At 66.7% G+C, this 21582-nt stretch carries 20 protein-coding genes; 13 read left to right on the top strand and 7 right to left on the bottom strand.

Features of this window, described 5'->3' with window-relative positions; genetic code table 11:
* Positions 1-109 precede the first annotated feature (109 nt).
* Genes C8N38_RS11725 through C8N38_RS11710 form a run of 4 tightly spaced genes read left to right on the top strand, consistent with a single transcriptional unit; the run spans position 110 to position 5897 of the window.
* A complete protein-coding gene (locus C8N38_RS11725; protein ID WP_245895704.1) occupies positions 110-2059 on the top strand; it encodes an extracellular solute-binding protein in 1950 nt (649 codons plus the stop codon).
* Between the two features lie 19 nt (positions 2060-2078).
* Entirely contained in the window at positions 2079-3179 is a 1101-nt protein-coding gene (locus C8N38_RS11720; protein WP_108027368.1) for a microcin C ABC transporter permease YejB, read from the top strand.
* A gap of 1 nt (position 3180) precedes the next feature.
* The gene (locus tag C8N38_RS11715) at positions 3181-4302 is read left to right on the top strand and encodes an ABC transporter permease (RefSeq protein ID WP_108027367.1); all 1122 of its coding nucleotides are present in this window, start codon (positions 3181-3183) and stop codon (positions 4300-4302) included.
* Positions 4287-5897: an ABC transporter ATP-binding protein gene (locus C8N38_RS11710; RefSeq protein WP_108027366.1), complete on the top strand. Its 1611-nt coding sequence runs from the start codon at positions 4287-4289 to the stop codon at positions 5895-5897. Before C8N38_RS11715 ends, C8N38_RS11710 begins: the two co-directional genes overlap by 16 nt.
* A gap of 5 nt (positions 5898-5902) precedes the next feature.
* On the opposite strand, the gene hemN is transcribed toward C8N38_RS11710, so the two are convergent.
* The gene (gene hemN, locus C8N38_RS11705; protein WP_108027365.1) at positions 5903-7258 is read right to left on the bottom strand and encodes an oxygen-independent coproporphyrinogen III oxidase; all 1356 of its coding nucleotides are present in this window, start codon (positions 7256-7258) and stop codon (positions 5903-5905) included.
* Positions 7259-7320: 62 nt separating this feature from the next.
* Here hemN and fnrL point away from each other — a divergent pair, with 62 nt between their 5' ends.
* Positions 7321-8067: a transcriptional regulator FnrL gene (fnrL, locus tag C8N38_RS11700; RefSeq protein ID WP_075787063.1), complete on the top strand. Its 747-nt coding sequence runs from the start codon at positions 7321-7323 to the stop codon at positions 8065-8067.
* Between the two features lie 33 nt (positions 8068-8100).
* Here fnrL and C8N38_RS11695 read toward each other — a convergent pair whose 3' ends face one another.
* Entirely contained in the window at positions 8101-8940 is an 840-nt protein-coding gene (locus C8N38_RS11695) for a universal stress protein (protein WP_108027364.1), read from the bottom strand.
* A gap of 212 nt (positions 8941-9152) precedes the next feature.
* Here C8N38_RS11695 and ccoN point away from each other — a divergent pair, with 212 nt between their 5' ends.
* The 8 genes from ccoN (at position 9153) to ccoS (ending at position 17198) form a co-directional block, all read left to right on the top strand.
* Entirely contained in the window at positions 9153-10754 is a 1602-nt protein-coding gene (gene ccoN / locus C8N38_RS11690; RefSeq protein ID WP_108027363.1) for a cytochrome-c oxidase, cbb3-type subunit I, read from the top strand.
* An 11-nt stretch (positions 10755-10765) separates the two neighbouring features.
* Entirely contained in the window at positions 10766-11494 is a 729-nt protein-coding gene (gene ccoO, locus C8N38_RS11685; protein ID WP_108027362.1) for a cytochrome-c oxidase, cbb3-type subunit II, read from the top strand.
* Positions 11495-11504: 10 nt separating this feature from the next.
* Positions 11505-11711 (top strand): cbb3-type cytochrome c oxidase subunit 3, encoded by a 207-nt coding sequence (locus tag C8N38_RS11680; protein ID WP_108027361.1) that lies wholly within the window; start codon positions 11505-11507, stop codon positions 11709-11711.
* On the top strand, positions 11708-12595 hold the full coding sequence (gene ccoP, locus C8N38_RS11675; RefSeq protein ID WP_108027360.1) for a cytochrome-c oxidase, cbb3-type subunit III: 888 nt from the start codon (positions 11708-11710) through the stop codon (positions 12593-12595). Before C8N38_RS11680 ends, ccoP begins: the two co-directional genes overlap by 4 nt.
* Positions 12596-12946: 351 nt before the next feature.
* Complete coding sequence (gene ccoG, locus C8N38_RS11670) at positions 12947-14380, top strand: cytochrome c oxidase accessory protein CcoG (protein ID WP_108027359.1); 1434 nt, start codon at positions 12947-12949, stop codon at positions 14378-14380.
* Positions 14380-14841 carry a FixH family protein gene (locus C8N38_RS11665; RefSeq protein WP_108027358.1) on the top strand — a complete coding sequence of 154 codons (462 nt, stop codon included), beginning with the start codon at positions 14380-14382 and terminating at the stop codon, positions 14839-14841. The genes ccoG and C8N38_RS11665 overlap by 1 nt, the downstream gene beginning before the upstream one ends.
* Before the next feature lie 3 nt (positions 14842-14844).
* Complete coding sequence (locus tag C8N38_RS11660) at positions 14845-17034, top strand: heavy metal translocating P-type ATPase (protein ID WP_108027357.1); 2190 nt, start codon at positions 14845-14847, stop codon at positions 17032-17034.
* A gap of 5 nt (positions 17035-17039) precedes the next feature.
* Positions 17040-17198 carry a cbb3-type cytochrome oxidase assembly protein CcoS gene (ccoS, locus tag C8N38_RS11655; protein ID WP_108027356.1) on the top strand — a complete coding sequence of 53 codons (159 nt, stop codon included), beginning with the start codon at positions 17040-17042 and terminating at the stop codon, positions 17196-17198.
* A 10-nt stretch (positions 17199-17208) separates the two neighbouring features.
* On the opposite strand, the gene C8N38_RS11650 is transcribed toward ccoS, so the two are convergent.
* The 5 genes from C8N38_RS11650 to rfbF all read right to left on the bottom strand — a co-directional run bounded on the left by C8N38_RS11650 (position 17209) and on the right by rfbF (position 21572).
* On the bottom strand, positions 17209-17919 hold the full coding sequence (locus C8N38_RS11650; RefSeq protein WP_158272343.1) for a glycosyltransferase family 25 protein: 711 nt from the start codon (positions 17917-17919) through the stop codon (positions 17209-17211).
* 77 nt (positions 17920-17996) lie between these two features.
* Positions 17997-18530 (bottom strand): dTDP-4-dehydrorhamnose 3,5-epimerase, encoded by a 534-nt coding sequence (gene rfbC, locus C8N38_RS11645; RefSeq protein WP_108027354.1) that lies wholly within the window; start codon positions 18528-18530, stop codon positions 17997-17999.
* Positions 18527-19756, bottom strand: coding sequence for a class I SAM-dependent methyltransferase (locus tag C8N38_RS11640; protein ID WP_108027353.1), 1230 nt, complete (start codon positions 19754-19756; stop codon positions 18527-18529). The genes rfbC and C8N38_RS11640 overlap by 4 nt, the downstream gene beginning before the upstream one ends.
* A complete protein-coding gene (gene rfbG / locus C8N38_RS11635; protein WP_215731133.1) occupies positions 19753-20805 on the bottom strand; it encodes a CDP-glucose 4,6-dehydratase in 1053 nt (350 codons plus the stop codon). The genes C8N38_RS11640 and rfbG overlap by 4 nt, the downstream gene beginning before the upstream one ends.
* The gene (rfbF, locus tag C8N38_RS11630) at positions 20802-21572 is read right to left on the bottom strand and encodes a glucose-1-phosphate cytidylyltransferase (protein ID WP_108027499.1); all 771 of its coding nucleotides are present in this window, start codon (positions 21570-21572) and stop codon (positions 20802-20804) included. The genes rfbG and rfbF overlap by 4 nt, the downstream gene beginning before the upstream one ends.
* Positions 21573-21582: the final 10 nt, after the last annotated feature.

Raw genomic sequence — 21582 nt, 5'->3', positions numbered from 1 at the left:
CGTCGATTGCGGAAGTCTCACGGAATCTCAACTTGAACCGGTGCCGCCCGGGCCATTAGCTAGGGCAGGTCTCGCGTCCGTCCGACCGCAGAAGACAGGGAGTTTGCCGATGCCCACCCCCCGCCGCCATCCGCACCGTGCCGTTCTGCCGGTTCCGGCCAGACCTTCGCCTCGCCTTGCGGTCAGGACGCTTGCGCTGATGCTGGCGCTGATGCTGGGCGCGGTTCCGGCTCTGGCGCAGGATGCGCCGCCTTCGACCCCGGCGGCTGACGGCACCGAAACCGTGATCAAGACCCATGCCTTTTCGGAACTGGGCCAGCCCAAGTATCCGGCCGATTTCCAGCGGCTCGATTACGTCAATCCGGACGCGCCCAAGGGCGGCGAGATTTCGATCTGGGCGCCGGGCACCTTCGACAGCTTCAACCCCTTCACCCGCAAGGGCCGCGCCGGGGCGCTGGCGACGATCAATATCGAACGCCTGATGACAGATGTCGCCGACGAGCCCGGAACCTCGTACGGTCTGATTGCCGAAAGCCTCGAATATCCCGAAAGCGAGGACTGGGTGATCTTCAACCTGCGGCCCGAGGCGCATTTCACCGACGGCACCCCGGTAACCGCCGAGGACGTGAAATTCACCTTCGATCTGCTGATGGAACAGGCGCTGCCCTCGTACCGCGAGGCGATCAAGAAGCTCGTCTATTCCCCCGAGGTGCTGGATACCTACCGGATCAAGTTCACCTTCAAGCCGGACGTGCCGCGCGACGGGCTGATCAGCCAGATGGGGTCGAACCCGGTGATGTCGAAGGCCTGGTTCGAGAAAACCGGCGCGCGTCTTGATGAAAGCAGCCTGACCCCGATCATGGGGACCGGGCCTTACGTGCTGGACAGCTACGACATCAACCGCCGGATCGTCTACAAGCGTGACCCCGACTACTGGGGCAAGGACCTGCCGATCAATATCGGGCGCTACAATTTCGACCGGATACGGGTCGAGTATTTCGCCGATTCCATCGCCGCGCTCGAGGGCTTCAAGTCGGGTGCCTACACCTTCCGCGAAGAGGACAGCTCGAAGACCTGGGCGACGGGCTACGATTTCCCTGCGGTGGCCGAGGGCTGGGTGAAGAAGGACGAACCCCATGACGGCAACCTGCCGCCCGACAGCGGCTGGATCTTCAACCTCGCCCGGCCGCAATTCCAGGACCTGCGGGTGCGCCGCGCCATCGGGCTCATGTACAATTTCGAATGGACCAACGAGACGCTGCAATTCGGCCTCTTCAAGCAGCGCAGCTCGTTCTGGGAAAACAGCGATCTCGGCGCACCCGATGCGCCTCCCGAGGGCCGCGAGCTTGAACTGTTGCAGGAGGTCGCGGATCATATCGACCCCGCGATCCTGACCGAGCCGCCGATGAAGGCCCATACCTCGGGCGACCGTCAGCTCGACCGGCGGAACCTGCGCCAGGCCTCGCAACTTCTGGACGAGGCGGGCTGGGTCGCGGGCGATGACGGGATGCGCCGCAACGCCGATGGCCAGATGCTGAGGCTCGAGATCCTCGACGACAGCCCGGTGACCGAACGGATCGCGCTGCCCTTCGTCGACAACCTGCGCGCGCTGGGCGTCGATGCCAGCTTTTCGCGGGTGGACCCCTCGCAGTTCACCAACCGCCGCCGAGCACGCGACTACGACATGATCCTTGCAAGCTACCAGACCAACCTGGTCCCGGGGCTGGGCATGCAGCAGCGGTTCGGGTCGGCCGATGCCGAATACAGCCTCTTCAATCCGGCGGGCTTTGCCAATGAAGGCGCCGATATCCTGATGCGGCACCTCGTCTCGGCCAAATCCGAGGACGAGTTCCGCGCCGCGACCCGGGCGCTCGACCGGATCTTCCGGCACGCGTATTTCGTGGTGCCGACCTGGTACAAGGACGTCCACTGGGTGGCCTATTTCGACATGTACCGCCATCCCGACGCGCTGCCGCCCTACGATCTGGGCTATCTCGATTTCTGGTGGTACGACGCCGACCGCGCGGCCGAGCTGCGCGCGGCGGGCGCGCTGCGCTGACAGGGACAGACCGGACCAGATGGGCGCCTATATCCTCCGCCGGCTGCTGCTGATCGTGCCCACGCTGATCGGCATCATGATCATCAACTTCACCCTGACGCAATTCGTGCCGGGGGGACCGATCGAACAGATCATCGCCCAGATCGAGGGCGGCGGCGACGTCTTTCAGGGCTTTGCCGGGGGCGGAGCCGACGCCCAGAACCAGCAGATGAGCACCGCGGCGGGTGGCGGCAGCGACAAATATGTCGGCGCCCGCGGCCTGCCGCCCGAATTTATCGAGGAACTTGAAAAGGAGTTCGGCTTCGACAAGCCGCCCTTGGAACGGTTCCTGACGATGATGTGGAACTATGCCCGGTTCGATTTCGGCGAAAGCTACTTCCGGTCGGTGTCGGTCGTCGATCTGGTGCTGGAAAAGATGCCGGTCTCGATCAGCCTCGGGCTCTGGTCCACCCTGATCGCCTACATGGTCTCGATCCCGCTGGGCATCCGCAAGGCGGTCCGCGACGGGTCGGGCTTCGACACCTGGACCTCGGCCGTCATCATCGTGGGCTACGCGATCCCCGGGTTCCTGTTCGCGGTGCTGCTTCTGGTGGTCTTCGCGGGCGGGTCCTACCTGCAATGGTTCCCGCTGAGGGGGCTTGTCTCGGATAACTGGGCCGATCTCAGCTGGCCTGCAAAGATCCTCGATTATTTCTGGCACATCGCCCTGCCGGTGATCGCCACGACGATTTCCAGCTTTGCGACGCTGACGCTCTTGACCAAGAATTCCTTCCTTGACGAGATCAAGAAGCAATACGTGGTGACCGCCAAGGCCAAGGGCCTGTCCGAGTCGCGGGTGCTGTACGGGCACGTCTTCCGCAACGCCATGCTGATCGTGATCGCGGGTTTTCCGGGCATGTTCATCGGCGTCTTCTTCGGCGCCTCGATCATCATCGAGACGATCTTCTCGCTCGACGGGCTTGGGCGGCTCGGTTTCGAGGCGGCGGTCGCGCGCGACTATCCGGTGATCTTCGCGACGCTCTATGTCTTCGGGCTGATCGGGCTTCTGGTCGGCATCCTGTCGGACCTGACCTATGTGCTGGTCGATCCCCGGATCGACTTCGAAAGCCGGGAGACCTGACATGGCCTGGCTGTCTCCCCTCAATCAGCGGCGCTGGCGCAACTTCAAGCGTAACCGCCGGGCGCTCTGGTCGCTGGTCATCTTCGGCGTGCTGTTCGGCCTGTCGCTCTTTGCCGAACTGCTGGCCAACGACAAGCCGATCTATGTCAGCTATCGCGGCGAGAGCTTCTTTCCGATCTACCGGTTCTACCCCGAAACCGCCTTCGGCGGCGATCTGCGGACCGAGGCGGTCTATCGCGACATCGAGGTGCAATGCCTGATCCTGACCGGCGGGCTCGACGCCTGCTGGGACGACCCCGAGGGCCTGATCGCCGATGCCGCCGACGGCATGGTCGCGGGCGAGCCCATCGCGAAGGGTCAGATGATCTGGCCGCCGATCCGCTACAGCTACAACACCGTCAACGACATCCAGGGCACCGCGCCCTCGGCGCCGGACGCCCAACACTGGCTGGGCACCGACGATACCGCGCGGGACGTGCTGGCGCGGGTGATCTACGGGTTCCGGCTGTCGATCCTCTTCACGCTGATGGTGACCGGCATCGCCTCGGTCATCGGCATCGTGGCGGGCGCGGTTCAGGGCTTCTTCGGCGGGCTGACCGACCTGATCTTCCAGCGGGTGATCGAGATCTGGACCTCGACGCCCCAGCTTTACATCATCATCATCCTCTTTGCGGTGCTGGGGCGCAGCTTCTGGCTGCTGGTGTTCCTGACCGCGCTCTTCGGCTGGCCCGCTCTGGTGGGTGTCGTCCGGGCCGAGTTCCTGCGCGCGCGCAACTTCGAATATGTCCGCGCCGCCAAGGCGCTGGGCGTATCGAACTGGACGATCATGTTCCGCCACATGCTGCCCAACGCCATGGTCGCCACGCTGACCATGCTGCCCTTCATCATCACCGGCACCATCGGCACGCTGGCCTCGCTCGACTTCCTGGGCTTCGGGCTGCCGTCCTCGGCGCCGTCGCTGGGCGAACTGACGCTGCAGGCCAAACAGAACCTGCAGGCGCCCTGGCTGGGCTTCACCGCCTTCTTCACCTTCGCGATCATGCTGTCGCTGCTGGTGTTCATCTTCGAGGGCGTCCGCGATGCCTTCGACCCGAGAAAGACGTTCCAATGGGCCCGGTCCTGAAGGTCGAGAACCTGCATGTGTCCTTCCAGCAGGATGGCCGGCAGGCCCCAGCCGTCCGGGGCGTCAGCTTCGAGATCGGGCGCGGCGAGACGGTGGCGCTGGTGGGCGAATCCGGGTCGGGCAAGTCGGTGACGGCGCTGTCGACGGTCGGGCTCTTGCCCGGGTCGGCGACGGTGTCGGGCGCGATCGTCTATGAGGGCGAGGATCTGGCGGGTGCTCCGGAAAAGCGGCTGAGGCAGGTCCGGGGCAACGATATCAGCTTCATCTTCCAGGAGCCGATGACCTCGCTCAATCCGCTGCACACGCTGGAAAAGCAGATCGCGGAAAGCCTGGCGCTGCATCAGGGGCTGACCGGGGCGGCGGCGCGGACGCGCATCCTGGAACTTCTGACCCGGGTCGGCATCCGCGATCCCGAAAGCCGCCTGGGCGCCTATCCACACCAGCTGTCGGGCGGCCAGCGGCAGCGGGTGATGATCGCCATGGCGCTGGCCAACGGGCCCGACCTGCTGATCGCGGATGAACCCACCACGGCGCTCGACGTGACCATCGAGGCGCAGATCCTCGACCTGCTGGCCGAACTCAAGCGCGAAGAGACCATGAGCCTTCTCTTCATCACCCACGATTTGAACGTGGTGCGCCGGATCGCCGACCGGGTCTGCGTGATGAAGGATGGCGAGATCGTAGAGACCGGCCCCACGGCCGAAATCTTCCGTGCGCCGCAGCACCCCTATACCCAGAAGCTTCTGGCCGCCGCCGCCGTGGGCGGGCCCGATCCGGTCAAGCCCGACGCGGCCGAGATCGTGCGCACCGACGCGCTGAAGGTCTGGTTCCCGATCCAGCGCGGCTTCATGCGCAAGACCGTGGGCCATGTGAAGGCCGTCGACGGCGCCGACATCTCGGTCCGGGCGGGCGAGACGCTGGGGGTCGTGGGCGAGTCGGGGTCCGGCAAGACGACGCTGGCCCTGGCGGTCATGCGGCTGATTTCCTCGGAGGGGCGGATCGTCTTTCAGGGGCAGGGCATCGACGGGCTGAAATCGCGGCAGATCCGGCCGCTGAGGCGCGACATGCAGATCGTCTTTCAGGACCCGTTCGGCAGCCTCAGCCCGCGGATGACGGTCGAACAGATCGTGGCCGAGGGGCTCGGGGTGCACGGGGTCCGGCCGGGGCGGACGGCGCGCGAGGATGTCGCGCAGATCCTGACCGAGGTCGGGCTCGATCCGGCGATGATGCACCGCTATCCGCACGAGTTTTCGGGCGGGCAGCGCCAGCGGATCGCGATCGCGCGGGCGATGATCCTGCGGCCGCGCATGGTGGTGCTGGACGAACCCACCTCGGCCTTGGACATGACGGTGCAGGTGCAGATCGTCGACCTGCTGCGCAGCCTGCAGCGCAAATACGACCTGGCCTATCTGTTCATCAGCCACGATTTGCGCGTGGTGCGGGCGATGTCCCACAAGGTCGTGGTCATGCGGATGGGCCAGATTGTCGAGGCGGGAGAGGTCGAGGCGGTCTTCGAGGCGCCGAAGACGGACTATACCCGCACCCTGATGCGGGCGGCTTTTGCGGCGTCCGGGGAAACCCCGGGCGCCGCCTGAAAGCGTCAGATCGCCGAGCTGTGGCCGGCTTTCGACAGGTCGTAGGCGTCGAAGCCGCGGGCGATCATCCGGGTCAGCGGCTTGCCGTGTTCCGGCACCGTCAGCCCGTCATTGTTCAGATCGATGAACCCGGCGAAGCGGTCGGCGACTTCCTGGAACATCGCGTTCAGGTCGGCCTTCGAGATGCCGAAGGTTTCGGTGATCTCGGCGGTCGAGATGTGGAAATCGCACATCAAGGCCTCGATCATCCGCGAGCGCATCTTGTCCTCGTCGCTGAAGACATGGCCCCGGCCGGTCGCGAAGCGCCCGTCGCGGACCCGCGCGGTATAATCCGAGGTGCCCGAGAGGTTCTGGGCATAGCCCTGCGGGAAGCGCGAGATCGACGAGGCGCCCAGACCGATCAGCGCGGCTGCGGTGTCGTCGGTATAGCCCTGGAAGTTCCGGCGCAGCTTGCCCGCGTCCAGCGCCCGGGCCAGCCCGTCATCGGGCCGCGCGAAGTGGTCGATGCCGATTTCGCGGTAGCCGTCCCACAGGAACAGTTCCTTGGCGGTCTCGTAAAGCTTCAGCCGGGTTTCCGGGGTCGGCAGCGCCTCGGCCGGGATCATCGACTGGCGCCGGGCCATCCACGGCACGTGGGCATAGCCGTAAAGCGCGACCCGGTCGGGCGACAGCGACATCAGCTTCTGCACCGATTCGGCGATCCGTTCGTTCGACTGGTGCGGCAGGCCGTACAGGATGTCGGCGTTCAGCGAGGTGATACCCTTGGACCGGATCAGATCGACCGCGTCGCGGGTGATGTCATAGCTCTGGATCCGCCCGATCACCGACTGGATCTGCGGGTCGAAGTCCTGGATGCCGATCGAGGCGCGGTTCATGCCCGCTCGGGCCAGCACGTCCAGCCGGGCCTCGTCGATCTCGTTCGGGTCGATCTCGACCGAGAACTCGCCCTTTTCGTGCATCGGCGCGACGGCGAAGATCGCCTCGGTCAGCTGTTTCATCATGTCGGCCGACATCAGCGTCGGCGTTCCCCCGCCCCAATGCAGGCGCGACAGCGTCACGCCCTCGGGCAGCCGCTTGCCCAGCATCGCGATCTCGGTCTTCAGCGTCTCGAGATACGCTTCGACCGGCGCGTCGGACCGGGTGCCCTGGGTGCGGCAAGCGCAGAACCAGCACAGCCGGCGGCAGAACGGCACGTGGATATACAGGGAAATCTGCGAACCGGGCTCGATCTGGCCGATCCAGCCGGCGAAGTCTCCATCGTCCACCGACGCATTGAAATGGGGTGCCGTCGGGTAACTGGTGTACCGGGGCACCTTGGCGTCGAATAGACCGAGACGGGTGAGTTGCGATTCTGTGCTCATTCGACTAGCGTTAGGTCCACCCAAGGAACCTCTCCTTGATCGAAGTCAAAATTGGAAACGGAATGGCCGTTACCGACACGCCCGTTGCTCATATCGAGTGCTTTGATTGTCCGATTCGTCACCGCGCGGTCTGTGCCCGCTGCGAGACGGACGAACTCGAGGCGCTCGAGGCCATCAAGTACTACCGTACCTTCGACGCCGGTCAGACCGTGATCTGGTCCGGCGACCGGATGGATTTCGTCGGCTCGGTCATGGAAGGCATCGCCACGCTCAGCCAGACGATGGAGGACGGCCGCACCCAGATGGTGGGGTTGCTGCTGCCGTCCGATTTCGTGGGGCGCCCGGGGCGCGAAAGCGCGGCCTATGACGTGACCGCGACGACTCAGCTCACGATGTGCTGCTTCCGGCGCAAGCCGTTCGAAGAGCTGATGATCCGCACGCCGCATATCGGCCAGCGGCTTCTGGAAATGACGCTGGACGAACTGGACGCGGCGCGGGAATGGATGCTGCTTCTGGGCCGCAAGACCGCGCGCGAGAAGATCGCGAGCCTGCTGGCCATCATCGCCCGGCGCGACGCCACGCTGAAGCTCGGGCCGACCCGAGGGCGGATCGTGTTCGACCTGCCGCTGACCCGCGAGGCGATGGCCGACTATCTGGGCCTGACGCTGGAAACCGTCAGCCGCCAGATCTCGGCGCTGAAGCGCGACGGCGTGATCGTGCTGGAAGGCAAGCGCCATGTGACGGTTCCGGATTTCGATCGGTTGCTGGGCGAGACCGGCGATGACAGCGACGGCGGCATGCCGGCCTGAGGGCGTCCCCCAGGCCGGGCCGTCCGCGGCGCGTCAATGCGCCATCAGGACCGGGATCGTGGTCTTTTCAAGCATGCTGCGGGTCGCGCCGCCAAGGATCGCCTCGCGGAAGCGCGAATGGCCGTAGGCCCCCATGATCATCATGTCGGCGCCGATATCCATCGCATGGCGCTGCAGCACGTCCGAGACCCGCGGCGTGGTCTTGGCCAGTACCGAGATTTCGGTCTTGACGCCATGGCGCGACAGCATCTGCGACAGCGCACCGCCGGGGTCCGACCGGTCGGGGCCGTGCTTCGGCGGATCGACCACCGCGATATTGACCACCTCGGCGGCCTGCATCAGCGGCATCGCCTCTTTCAGCGCGGCCATCGCCTCGTCGCTCTGGTTCCAGGCGATCACGATCTTGCGCCCGATATGGGCGGTGTCGGCCCCGGCCGGCACCACCAGAAGCGGCGCATGCCCGTCGAACAGAACCGCCTCGGTCGCCGCCTCGTCCTCGATGCCGCGGCCCTCGCCATAGGGGCGGGGCATGATCACCAGATCCGAGAACCGCGCGCGCTGCGCCACCAGATGGCTGAGCCCGGCGATCTGCGCCACCGCGGCCTCGCTGCTCCAGGCGACGGTTTCGCGGCCCATGCGGGCCTTCACGGCGCTCTCGATGGCGGCGGCATCTTCCTGGGCCTTGTGCAGGGTCTCCTGCTGGATGAAGGCGTTGGTGCCCGCGTAGTAATACCCGGTCTGGGTGCGGTCCACGCCGAGGCAGAGGATGTCCAGATGCCCCTCTTCGCGGGCGGCGAGGGTGATCGCCGGTTCGAGCGCCGAGTCGGAGATATCCGTGTCGGTGATGATGGTCAGGATGGTCTTGTAGCCCACCGCAATACTCCTTCGCGTCGTTGGTGACGTTGCGCAGACCATAAATGACCACGATGTTCCAAGGCTTTGACCAAGATCAAGCTTGAATTGGACAAGCTAAAGAGAGATTGACTTGGATCAATGCATATCTGTGCATACCATAGAATACGTCACGGCATCGTGAGGGAGTCGGCCGAAGGCGGTTCGGTCGGTGAAAGACGAAGGGACTATCAATGTGGGACTACGTTAAGATCGCCGTCCTGGGCGTGATTGCGGTGTTCGCCGCGGTCGCCGCGTTCATGGCACGCGACATGGCATACATGGTGCACGCGGTGATCATCCTGCTCGTCACGGGCGGCCTCGCCGCCTGGACGGTGCGGGGGCTCGGCGCGCCGAAACCGGCGGTCGACAGGACCGGCTACATGGACGATGTCATCCGGGCGGGTGTCATCGCGACCTGCTTCTGGGGCGTGGTCGGCTTTGCCGCCGGCACGTTCATCGCCAGCCAGCTGGCCTTTCCCGGCCTGAACTTCGAATGGGCCAGCGGGTACATGAACTTCGGCCGGTTGCGTCCGCTGCACACCTCGGCCGTGATCTTCGCCTTCGGCGGCAACGCCCTGATCGCCACCTCGTTCTACGTGGTCCAGCGCACGAGCGCGGCGCGGCTCTGGGGCGGCAACCTCGCCTGGTTCGTGTTCTGGGGCTATCAGCTGTTCATCGTGCTGGCGGCGACCGGCTACCTGCTGGGGTCCACCCAGTCCAAGGAATATGCCGAGCCCGAATGGTACACCGACATCTGGCTGACGGTTATCTGGGTGACCTACCTGGCGATCTTCATGGGCACGATCTTCAAGCGCAAAGAGCCCCATATCTACGTCGCCAACTGGTTCTACCTCAGCTTCATCGTCACCGTGGCGATGCTGCACCTGATCAACAACCTCAGCCTGCCGGTCTCGATCTGGGGCTCGAAATCCGTGCAGGTCTTCTCGGGCGTGCAGGACGCCATGACCCAGTGGTGGTACGGCCATAACGCGGTGGGCTTCTTCCTGACCGCGGGCTTCCTGGGCATGATGTACTACTTCGTGCCGAAACAGGCCGAACGCCCGGTCTACAGCTACAAGCTCAGCATCATCCACTTCTGGGCGCTGATCTTCCTCTACATCTGGGCGGGTCCGCACCACCTGCACTATACCGCGCTGCCCGACTGGGCCGGCACGCTGGGCATGGTCTTCTCGGTCATGCTGTGGATGCCCTCCTGGGGCGGCATGATCAACGGCCTGATGACGCTGTCGGGCGCCTGGGACAAGATCCGCACCGACCCGGTCATCCGCATGATGGTCGTGGCCGTCGGCTTCTACGGCATGTCGACCTTCGAAGGCCCGATGATGTCGATCCGCGCGGTCAACTCGCTGTCGCACTACACCGACTGGACCATCGGCCACGTCCATTCCGGCGCTCTGGGCTGGAACGGAATGATCACCTTCGGCGCGCTCTACTTCCTCGCGCCGCGGCTGTGGAACCGCGAGCGGCTCTATTCGACCACGCTCGTCTCCTGGCACTTCTGGCTCGCCACCATCGGGATCGTGCTTTACGCCGCCTCGATGTGGGTCACCGGGATCATGGAAGGCCTGATGTGGCGCGAAGTCGACGCGCAAGGGTTCCTGGTGAACTCCTTCGCGGACACCGTCGCGGCCAAGCATCCGATGTATATCGTCCGCGCGCTTGGCGGGGGCATGTACGTCACCGGGGCCCTGATCATGTGCTACAACATCTGGAAGACCGCGACCTCCGCGCCCGCCAAGCAGGCGACGCCGGTTGCGGCCCCTGCTGAATAAGGACGGAAGCCATGTCCATTCTCGAAAAACACAAGATCCTTGAGAAGAACGCATCGCTTCTGCTGGTGTTCAGCTTCCTCGTCGTGACCATCGGCGGTCTGGTCGAGATCGCCCCGCTGTTCTACCTTCAGAACACCATCGAGAAGGTCGAGGGCATGCGCCCCTACTCGCCGATGGAACTGGCGGGGCGCGACATCTACATCCGCGAAGGCTGCTATGTCTGCCACAGCCAGATGATCCGCCCGATGCGCGATGAGGTGGAACGCTACGGCCATTACAGCCTGGCGGCCGAATCGATGTACGACCACCCGTTCCAGTGGGGGTCCAAGCGGACCGGGCCCGACCTGGCGCGGGTCGGCGGGCGCTATTCCGACGCCTGGCATGTCCACCACCTGCGCAACCCGCAATCGGTGGTGCCGGAATCGGTGATGCCCAAATACGCCTTCCTCGAACGGCGCATGGTCGACCCGACCTACATGGCCGACAAGATGCGCACCCATGTCGCGGTGGGCGTGCCCTATACCGACGAGATGATCGAGAACGCGGTCGCGGATTTCAACGCCCAGATCGACCCCTATGCCGATGGCGTGGACGGTCTTCTGGAACGCTATCCGGGGGCGCAGGTGCGCAACTTCGACGGCAATGAGGGCATCTCGGAAATGGATGCGCTGATCGCCTATCTGCAGATGCTGGGCACGCTGGTCGACTTCTCGACCTTCGAGCCGGATGCGAGCCGCTGAGGACGGGGGCATGGATACCTATTCCGTCATGCGCGAGTTCGCCGACAGCTGGATGTTGCTGGCACTCACGGTGTTCTTCGTCGGCGTGATCGTCTGGGCCCTGCGCCCGGGCAGCGCCAAGGACCACCGCGACACGGCCAACATCCCGTTCCGGCATGAAGACAAACCTGCAGGCACCGAGGATGGTGCGACGTGCCGAAAGGAGGCGCGGACATGAGTTCGAGCGATCACAACACCAAGCCCGGCGAAGTCGGCACCACCGGTCACAGCTGGGACGGCATCGAAGAGCTGAACAATCCCTTGCCGCGCTGGTGGCTCTGGACCTTCTACGCCTGCATCGCCTTCGCCTTCATCTACTCGATGCTCTATCCGGCCTGGCCGCTGGTGACCGGGGCGACCCCGGGGCTTCTGGGCTATTCGACCCGGCATGCGGTCGAGGCCGAGATCAAGGACTACGAGGACCGCAATGCCGAACTTATTGCCCGGGTCGCGGCGGCGCCGATGGAGGACCCGGCGGCGATCGAGGCGGACCCCGCGCTTTACAACTACGCGGTTCAGGGCGGCGGCGCGGTGTTCCGCACCTATTGCGCCCAGTGCCACGGGTCGGGCGCGGCCGGCGTGCAGGGGCAGGGCTATCCCAGCCTGCTGGACGACGACTGGCTCTGGGGCGGCAAGCTCGAGGACATCTACTACACCGTGACCAACGGCGTGCGGAACGAGGACAACCCCGACGCGCGCTGGTCGCAGATGCCCTCCTTCGGCACCGACGGGCTTCTGTCCGGCGAGGAGATCGACCAGGTGGTCCAGTACGTCCGGAAAATCTCCGGGCAGGAACACGATGCCGCATTGGCAAGTCAGGGCGAAACGGTGTTCCTTGATAACTGTGCTGCATGCCATGGCGAGGATGGCCGCGGCGACCGCACCGTGGGCGCGCCCAATCTGACGGACGCGATCTGGCTTTACGGTGGGGACGTCGCGACGCTGACCGAGACTGTGACGAAGGCGCGCTTCGGGGTCATGCCGACCTGGCAGGACCGTCTGAGCGAGGCGGAGCGCAAGTCGGTCGCGGTCTATGTCCACCAGTTGGGTGGCGGCGAATGATCAAACGACTTCCGGGGGCCAATGGCCCCCGGTCGATGGCACCGGCCCCCATCCTGTTCGCGCGTTTCCACGGGGGCCGGTGTCTATCCTCGCCCAAAACCTCCCCCATCGTCCAGCGCGCTATCTAAGAGAGCACTGTGCGTTCGCGCGCAGAATTAGAGTTTTTCCAGTTCTCACCCTGCGACCTGTGCGATTCGTCGTCAAAGACTCCGCAATCCGCCTCAGAAGTGAACGCCTCGTCGGTTTCCTTGTGAGGATGCAGGTTCTAGCTATCGAAGAACGAGGGCCCACGTCGCGACGCGACCGCAAAGGCACGCCGGACCCGGCCCGCAGCCCGAACGGAGTGAGCGTGTGAGCTCGACTGACCAGAATCCCGACCGCCTGTATTCCGCCCGCGAACCGATCTTTCCCCGGCGCGTCTCGGGCAAGTTCCGCAGCCTGAAATGGTGGCTCCTGGCGATCTGCCTCGGCATCTATTACCTGCTGCCCTGGGTCCGCTGGGATCGCGGACCGAACCTGCCCGATCAGGCGGTCCTGATCGACCTCGCCAACCGGCGCTTCTTCTTCTTCTGGATCGAGATCTGGCCGCACGAATTCTACTTCGTCGCCGGGCTGCTGATCATGGCCGGGCTGGGGCTTTTCCTCTTCACCTCGGCGCTGGGCCGGGTCTGGTGCGGCTATTTCTGCCCGCAAACGGTCTGGACCGATCTCTTCATTCTGGTCGAGCGCTGGGTCGAGGGCGACCGCAACAAGCGCGTGCGTCTGTGGAACGCGCGCTGGGACGCCACCAAATGGCGGCTCAGGCTGACCAAATGGGGGCTCTGGCTTGCCATCGCGGTGGCCACGGGCGGCGCCTGGGTCTTCTATTTCGCCGATGCGCCGACGCTTCTGTGGAACCTGATCACCTTCCAGGCCCATGCGGTGGCCTATTCCACGATCCTGGTGCTGACGCTGACGACCTTCATCCTGGGCGGCTTCATGCGCGAACAGGTCTGCGTCTACATGTGCCCCTGGCCGCGCATCCAGGCCGCGATGATGGACGAGGACACCATCACCATCGGCTATCGCGAATGGCGGGGCGAACCGCGCGGCAAGCACCGCAAGGCCGAGGGCGCCGAGCGGCTGGGCGACTGCATCGACTGCAATGCCTGCGTCAATGTCTGCCCGATGGGCATCGACATCCGCGACGGCCAGCAACTGGCCTGCATCACCTGCGGGCTGTGCATCGACGCTTGCGACGAGGTGATGGACAAGGTCGGCAAGCCACGCGGTCTGGTCGACTACATGGCGCTGTCGGACGAGGCGCGCGAACGCGCCGGCAACCGGCCGAAATCGATCTGGAAGCATGTGTTCCGGGTCCGCACCATCCTTTACACGGCGCTCTGGTCGGCCGTCGGCATCGGCCTTCTGGTGGCGCTCTTCGTGCGGTCTGACATCGACATGACGGTCGCGCCGGTCCGCAACCCGATCTTCGTCACCATGTCGGACGGCTCGATCCGCAACACCTATGACGTGCGGGTGCGCAACATGCATGGTGACGAACGGGCGTTCCGCCTGACCGTGACCCCGGACGAGGCCTATGCCATTTCGGTCGAAGGCTCGGAAGACGGGACCTTCACGGTGCCGCCCGATGCGACCCTGCTCAAGCGGGTCTACATCGTGGCGCCCGCGGGCAGCCCCCCGGCCAATGCGACGACCTCGGATGTGCGGATCTGGCTCGAGGATCCCGCGGCCGCCGAGCGGACCTATGACGACACGGTCTTCAACGGGAAAGGGATGAAGTGATGGGCAGCGAACTGACGGGCCGGAAGGTCCTGATCTTCACGGTTTCGGCCTTCGCCGTGGTGGTCGGCGTCAACCTGACGCTGGCCTATCAGGCGGTGCATACCTTCCCCGGCCTGGAAGTCGCCAATTCCTATGTCGCGAGCCAGGAGTTCAACACCCATCTGCACGAACAGCAGGCGCTGGGCTGGACCACCAGCATCGATTATGACGAGGCCGAACGGGTGCTGGCGCTGCGCTTCGAGGGGGCGGACGGCAAGCCGGTCGAGGTGCGCGACCTCGACGTTCTGGTCGGCCGCGCGACCAGCGTGCGCGACGACAAGAGGCCGGCGATGCTGTATTACAACGGCACCTTCTCGTCGCCGCTCGATCTGGGGCCGGGCTTCTGGACGATCCGCGTGACGGCCGCCTCCGAGGACGGCACGCCGTTCCGGCAACGGCTGCAACTTCACGTGGACGGCTGACCCATGGGCGCCGAGATGCAGATGCGTCCGGCGGCCTGCCCGGCCTGCGCGGTCGCGCCCTCGGCCGAGGCGCTGGCCGATGCCGAGGCCCCCAAGGACGCGCGGCTGTTCCTGTCCCTGCCGACGATCCATTGCGCGGCCTGTATTTCGGCGGTCGAACGGGCGCTGAACGGCACCGAGGGCGTCCGGAACGCCCGGGTGAACCTGACGCTGAAACGCGTCGCCATCGAGGCCGCGCCCGCCGTCACCGCCGACCGGCTGGTCGGGGTGCTGGAGGCCATCGGCTACGAGGCGCATGAACTCGACCCCGGTGTGATCGCGGCCACCGCGACCGACAAGGCCGGGCGCGATATCCTGATGCGGATCGCCGTCTCGGGCTTTGCGATGATGAACGTGATGCTGCTGTCGGTGGCGGTCTGGTCGGGCGCGGCGGATGCCACGCGCGACCTTTTCCACTGGGTCTCGGCGATGATCGCGCTGCCGACCATCGTCTTCGCCGCCCAGCCTTTCTTCCGGAACGCCTTTGCGGTCTTGCGGCACGGGCGGCTCAACATGGATGTGCCGATTTCGCTGGCCATCGCGCTGGCCGCGGGCATGTCACTGTATGAAACCGCCCAGCACGGGCCGCATGCCTATTTCGACGCGGCGCTGTCGCTGACCTTCTTCCTGCTGGCGGGCCGCTATCTCGACCACCGCACCCGCGCCGTCGCGCGTTCGGCCGCCGAGGAACTGGCCGCGCTCGAGGTGCCGCGCGCGCAGCGCCGAACGGCAACGGGCGAAGAGACGGTGCCGATTGCCGGGATCGCGGTCGGCGACGTGGTGCTGGTGCGCCCCGGCGCCCGGGTGCCGGTCGACGGGATCGTGGCCGAGGGCCAGTCGGAAATCGACCGCTCGCTGCTGACCGGCGAGAGCCTGCCCGCCTTTGCCGGACCGGGCATGGCGCTGAGCGCGGGCGAGGTGAACCTGACCGGGCCGCTGGCCATGACCGTGACCGCGGCCGGGCAGGACAGCTCGCTGCACCGCATGGCCGATCTGGTCGCCATCGCCGAAAGCTCGAAGAACCGCTACACCTCGCTCGCCGACCGGGCCGCGCGGATCTATGCCCCCGGCGTGCATCTTCTGGCTCTGGCGGCGTTTCTGGCCTGGCTCTGGATTTCCGGCGGCGACATCCGGCTGGCGCTGAACATCGCGGTCGCCGTGCTGATCATCACCTGCCCATGTGCGCTGGGGCTGGCCGTGCCCGCCGTCACCACCGCCGCGTCGGGGCGGCTGTTCCGGCGCGGGCTGCTGATCAAGGACGGCACCGCGCTCGAACGTCTGGCCGAGGTCGATGCGGTCGTCTTCGACAAGACCGGCACGCTGACGCTCGGCGCGCCCGAGCCGACCAATCTGGGCGATCATCCCCGCCGCGATCTGGAAATCGCGCTGGCGCTGGCGGAGGGCTCGGCCCATCCGCTGGCCCGCGCGCTGGCCGAGGCGGGGCGCAAGGCCGGGCTTCACCCGGCCCGGGTCGCCGACATCCGCGAGGTGCCGGGCTACGGGATCGAGGGTGCCTTCGGCGGCGAGCGCGTACGCTTTGGCCGGGCCGCCTGGGTCGGCGCGCGGTCCGGGGCCGAGACCGCCTCCTGGCTGCAGGTGGGGGCGCGGGCGCCGGTGGCCTTCACCTTCGCCGACCGGCTGCGCCCGGGGGCCGAAGAGGCGGTGGCGGGGCTTTTGGCGCTGGGGCTGTCGGTGCGGCTGGTGTCGGGCGACGCGCCCGGTCCGGTGGCGGATCTGGCCGCGCGGCTCGGGATCGCCGACTGGCAGGCCGAGGCGCTGCCCGAGGACAAGGCCGCCACCGTGCAGGCGCTCAGCCGCGAGGGACGGCGCGTGCTGATGGTGGGCGACGGGCTGAACGACACCGCCGCGCTGGCCGCGGCGCATGTCTCGATCTCGCCCGCCAGCGCGCTGGATGCGGCGCGGGTGGCCTCGGACATCGTGCTGCTGGGCAAGGACCTGTCGGCGTTGTCGGGGGCCGTGACGACGGCGCGCAAGGCCACCCGGCGCATCCGCGAGAACTTCGCGATCTCGGCGCTTTACAACCTGATCGCGGTGCCGATCGCGCTGGTCGGGCTGGCCACGCCGCTGGCGGCCGCGCTGGCGATGTCGGCCTCGTCGATCACCGTCTCGCTGAACGCGCTGAGGGTAAGGTAGGCCCCATGCAGATCATCGCCTATCTCATCCCGATTTCGCTCTTCCTCGGAGGTCTGGGGCTTGGCGCCTTTTTTTGGGCGCTGCGCTCACACCAGTTCGAGGACCCCGAGGGCGACGCCCGGCGGATCCTGAACGAGGACTGGGACGACCACCCCAAGCCCTGAAACCGGGCGCCTAGCTGACCCGCCGCGTGGTCAGCTTCAGAAACTTGCGCCGGTAATACTCCGCCCGCAGATACCGCCCCAGCCGCAGGCCCCGCCTGTTCGTCCGCCCCGCCGCCAGCAGCGACTGGCCCGGGTCCGCGATCCGGTCGGGATGGCCAACCAGTTGCGGCACGACGACCAGGGCGCCCAGCGCCGCGATGTCCATCGGCCAGTCGGCCTTGCGCACCACCGGCGTCTGCGCCGCCAGAAGCGCCTTTGCCGCGGCGCGGTCCAGACTGTAGGCCACCGCCCCGTTCGCGGGCAGCGCCAGCCGGAACAGCCGATGGTCGCCAAGCGCGGGCACGCCCGGCTTCCGCAGGACGCGGGCACCCGAATGATAATACAGGATCATCGGATGCTTGAGGTGCCCGCCCGCGCCCAGGAACGCGGCGAAGGCGGGCGAGGGGATCGCATCGTCCTCCAGGATCACCGCATGGCTGTCATCGCTGGCCAGAAAGGTTTCATAGGCCTTGCGGTGGCTGAGCGCGCAGGCCTTTTCCCCGTCGCTCATGTCGCGCTCCATCGCGGCGCGGATCCGGGCGGCCGGGGCGACCGGCGTCAGGGCATCGCGGCGCGCATCGACCGCGTCGACGAAGCGGAAAGCCAGCCCGAGGGCATCCATGGCGGCGGTGACGGCCTGCCTCCGCTCGTGCGAGCGGTCAAGCGAGATGACGAGGATCATGTGCCCCCCGAACGGGTGTTTCTGTGCGGTTCGGGACGCCATAGCACGGGCGACAAGGACAGGCGAGCGGCCTCGCGTCAGGTCCGCTCTGCCAGTCCGGGCCAGGTCCGGTCGGCCTCGGACATCACCTCGGGGGGCGCTGGCCAGGCGATGGCCAGATCCGGGTCGTCCCAGCGGATGCCCCGGGCCTGCCCCGGAACATGGGCCGCGCCCATGTGGTACAGAACGACCGCGCCCGGTGTCAGCGTCAGAAAGCCGTGCGCCAGACCTTCGGGCAGGAACAGCGCGTTGGCGCGCTCGGCCGACAGCTCGACCGCCTGCCAGCGGCCGTAGCCGGGGCCGGGGCGCAAATCGACCGCGACATCCCAGATCCGCCCGGCCACGCAGCGCACCAGCTTGGCCTCGGCATAAGGCGGGTCCTGATAATGCAGCCCGCGCAGGGTGTGCCGCGCGGTGTTAGTCGACAGGTTCGCCTGCACCGGATCGAAGTCGAGCCCCGCCGCGCGGAACGTGTCGCGGCACCAGGCGCGCGCGAAGCTGCCGCGCGCATCGGCATGAACCGGGCTTTCGACCAGATACAGGCCGGGAAGATCGCCCTCGGTCAGCCTCACCGGACGATCAGTTCCGGCACGGCGGTCACGAAGCGCCCGCCCCAGTCGCGGATCGCGGCCTGCTGGTCCATCACTTCCTCGGCGATGTTCCAGGGCAGGATGACGAGGTAATCGGGCCTCTGCCGCGCGATTTCCTCGGGCGCCAAGACCGGGATGTGGCTGCCCGGCAGCAGGCGGTCCTGCTTTTGCGGGTTGCGGTCGACGACGAAGGCGATGTCGTCCGGCCCGATCCCCGCGACGTTCAGGAAGGTGTTGCCCTTGGCCGCCGCGCCATAGCCCGCGACCGTCTTGCCCTCGGCCCGGGCGCGGGCGACGAAGGCGCGGAAATCGGCCACGACCCGCGCGACCCTGGCGGCAAGGCCCGCATAGCCCTCGGGCCGGTCAAGCTGCAGCGCCGCCTCTTCGGCCCTCAGGGCCGCCACCGCCTCGGTCTCGGCATGGGCGCCCGGATGGCCCACGAAGACCCGAAGCGAGCCGCCATGGGTCGGCAGCCGCTCGATATCGAAGACCGAAAGCCCGACCTCGCGCATCAGCCGCTCGACGAAGGTCAGCGACAGATAGGAATAATGCTCGTGATAGATCGTGTCGAACTGGACCTGCTCGATCAGCCGGGCCAGATGCGGAAACTCGAAGGTCGCGACGCCCTCGGGCTTCAGCAGCACCCGGAACCCGGCGGCAAAGCTGCGGATGTCGGGCACATGGGCCAGCACGTTGTTGGCGGCCATCAGATCGGCGGCGAAGCCCTCGTCGCGCAGCGCCGCCGCCGACGTTTCGTCGAAAAACATCACCCGGGTCGGCACGCCGATGCTCTCGGCCACCTCGGCGGCATGGCCCGCAGGCTCGACCCCCAGAACCGGCACGCCCATAGCCACGAAGTGCTGCAGCAGGTAGCCGTCATTCGAGGCGATCTCGACCACCCGCGACCCGGCCCCCAGGCCGAAGCGGTCGGCCATGGCCTCGGCATAGCGGCGGGCATGGGCGACCCAGCCAGCCGAATAGGACGAGAGATAAGCATAGTCATGGGCGAAGATCGCATCGGCCGGTACCGTCTCGGTCGTCTGCGCCAGCCAGCAGGTCGTGCAGACCATCACATGCAGCGGAAAGCGGCGTTCCGCGGCGATGGCCTCGGGGCTGTCGGGCAGAAAGCTGTTGGCCAGCGGCGTCTCGCCCAGATCGACGAGGGTCTGCTCCAGCGGGGCCTGGCAAAAGCGGCAATGGCGGGTCACGGCGTCCTGTCCTGATACTGGTCGATCTGCTGATCGGTCAGGCGGGCCGCGTCTTCGCCCGCCAGAAAGCCCGCATACCAGCGGGCGGTAAGATCGAGCGTCTCGGCGCCCGACAACCGGGGCCGCCAGCCCAGCGTCCGGGCGGCAAGCCCCGCGTCGATGGCAAGATGGGCCATCTCGTGCGGGCCGCTTTCGGCCGGGGTGGCAAGCGTGGGCTTGCGCCCGAGTGCCGCATAAAGCCCCTCGGCAAGGTCCGCGACGGTCACGGCGGGCGTGTCGGGGGCGGGGCCGAAATTCAGCGCCTCGGGCAGGGCGCGGCCCTCGGCCAGCGCCTGCACGAAGGTGAGATATCCGTCGAGACAGTCCAGCACATGCTGCCAGGGCCGGGTGGCGCCGGGATTGCGGATCTCGGGCGGGGTATCGGCCATCAGCGCGCGCACGATGTCGGGCACCAGCCGGTCGGCCGAGAAATCGCCGCCGCCGATCACGTTGCCGCCCCGCGCGGTCGCCAGCGGAATGCCGGCCTCGGCGAAGAAGGCGCGGCGGAACGAGGCGACCGCGATCTCGGTCGCGGCCTTCGAGGCGGAATAGGGGTCATGGCCGCCCAGCCGGTCGGTCTCGGCAAAGGCGCGGCCGGAATTGTCGTTCTCGTAGACCTTGTCCGAGGTCACCACCAGCACGGCCTCCGGCCGGGCCTCGCGGCGCAGCGCGTCCAGCAGGTGAACCGTGCCCATCACGTTGCTGCCGAAGGTCAGCACCGGGTCGGCATAGGACAGCCGCACCAGCGGCTGCGCGGCCAGATGCAGAACGATCTCGGGCCGCGCCGCGCGCACCAGTTCCGCGGTCCGCCCGGCATCGCGCAGGTCGGCCATATGCGAGGCCGCAAGGTGGTCCTGCCCGAGGATGTCGTAAAGCGCAGGCCCCGGCTCGGGCGGCAGCGCGATCCCGGTGACCTCGGCCCCGCGCCGCGCCAGCCAGCGGCCCGCCCAGGCGCCCTTGAACCCGGTATGCCCGGTCAGCAGCACCCGTTTTCCGGCCCAGAAGCTCACGCCCAGATCTTCCAGGGCGCCGTGCCCGAGGCCCAGAGGTTTTCCAGGTGGTTGCGGTCGCGCAGCGTGTCCATCGCATGCCAGAAGCCGGGATGGCGCCAGGCCATCAGCTGGCCATCGCGGGCAAGACCTTCCAGCGGCGCGGCCTCGAACGGCGTCGGATCGCCCTCGATCCGGTCGAGCACGCTGTGATCGAGCACGAAAAAGCCCCCGTTGATCCGGCCCTCGTCGCCCGGCGGCTTTTCGGTAAAGCGCCGGACCTCGGCCTCGTCGGTCATCTCGAGCGCGCCATAGCGGCCCGGAGGGATCACCGCGGCGACCGTCGCCTCGCGCCCGTGGCGGATGTGAAACTCGATCTCGGCGCGGATGTCGATATCGGCCAGCCCGTCGCCATAGGTCATGCAGAACCGCTCGCCCAGATAGGGCCGGACGCGCCTGAGCCGCCCGCCGGTCATCGAGTCGGCGCCGGTATCGACAAGGGTCACCCGCCAGGGCTCGGCGACCGAGTTGTGATAGGTGATCTCGCCGGTGCGGGTATCGACGGTGATGTCCGAGGAATGCAGCACCAGATTGGCGAAATATTCCTTGATCATGTAGCCGCGATAGCCGCAGCAGATCACGAAATCGGTGATGCCATGGGCGGCGTAGATCTTGAGGATGTGCCACAGGATCGGGCGGCCGCCGATCTCGATCATGGGTTTCGGCCGCAGATGGCTTTCCTCCGAGATCCGTGTCCCGAAGCCGCCGGCCAGAATGACTGCCTGCATGCCGCTGCCG

Source organism: Rhodovulum kholense (genome assembly GCF_003053725.1).
Lineage (GTDB): Bacteria > Pseudomonadota > Alphaproteobacteria > Rhodobacterales > Rhodobacteraceae > Rhodovulum > Rhodovulum kholense.
Note: the sequence above shows the minus strand (reverse complement) of the source record. Positions and strands in the feature narration are given on the sequence as shown.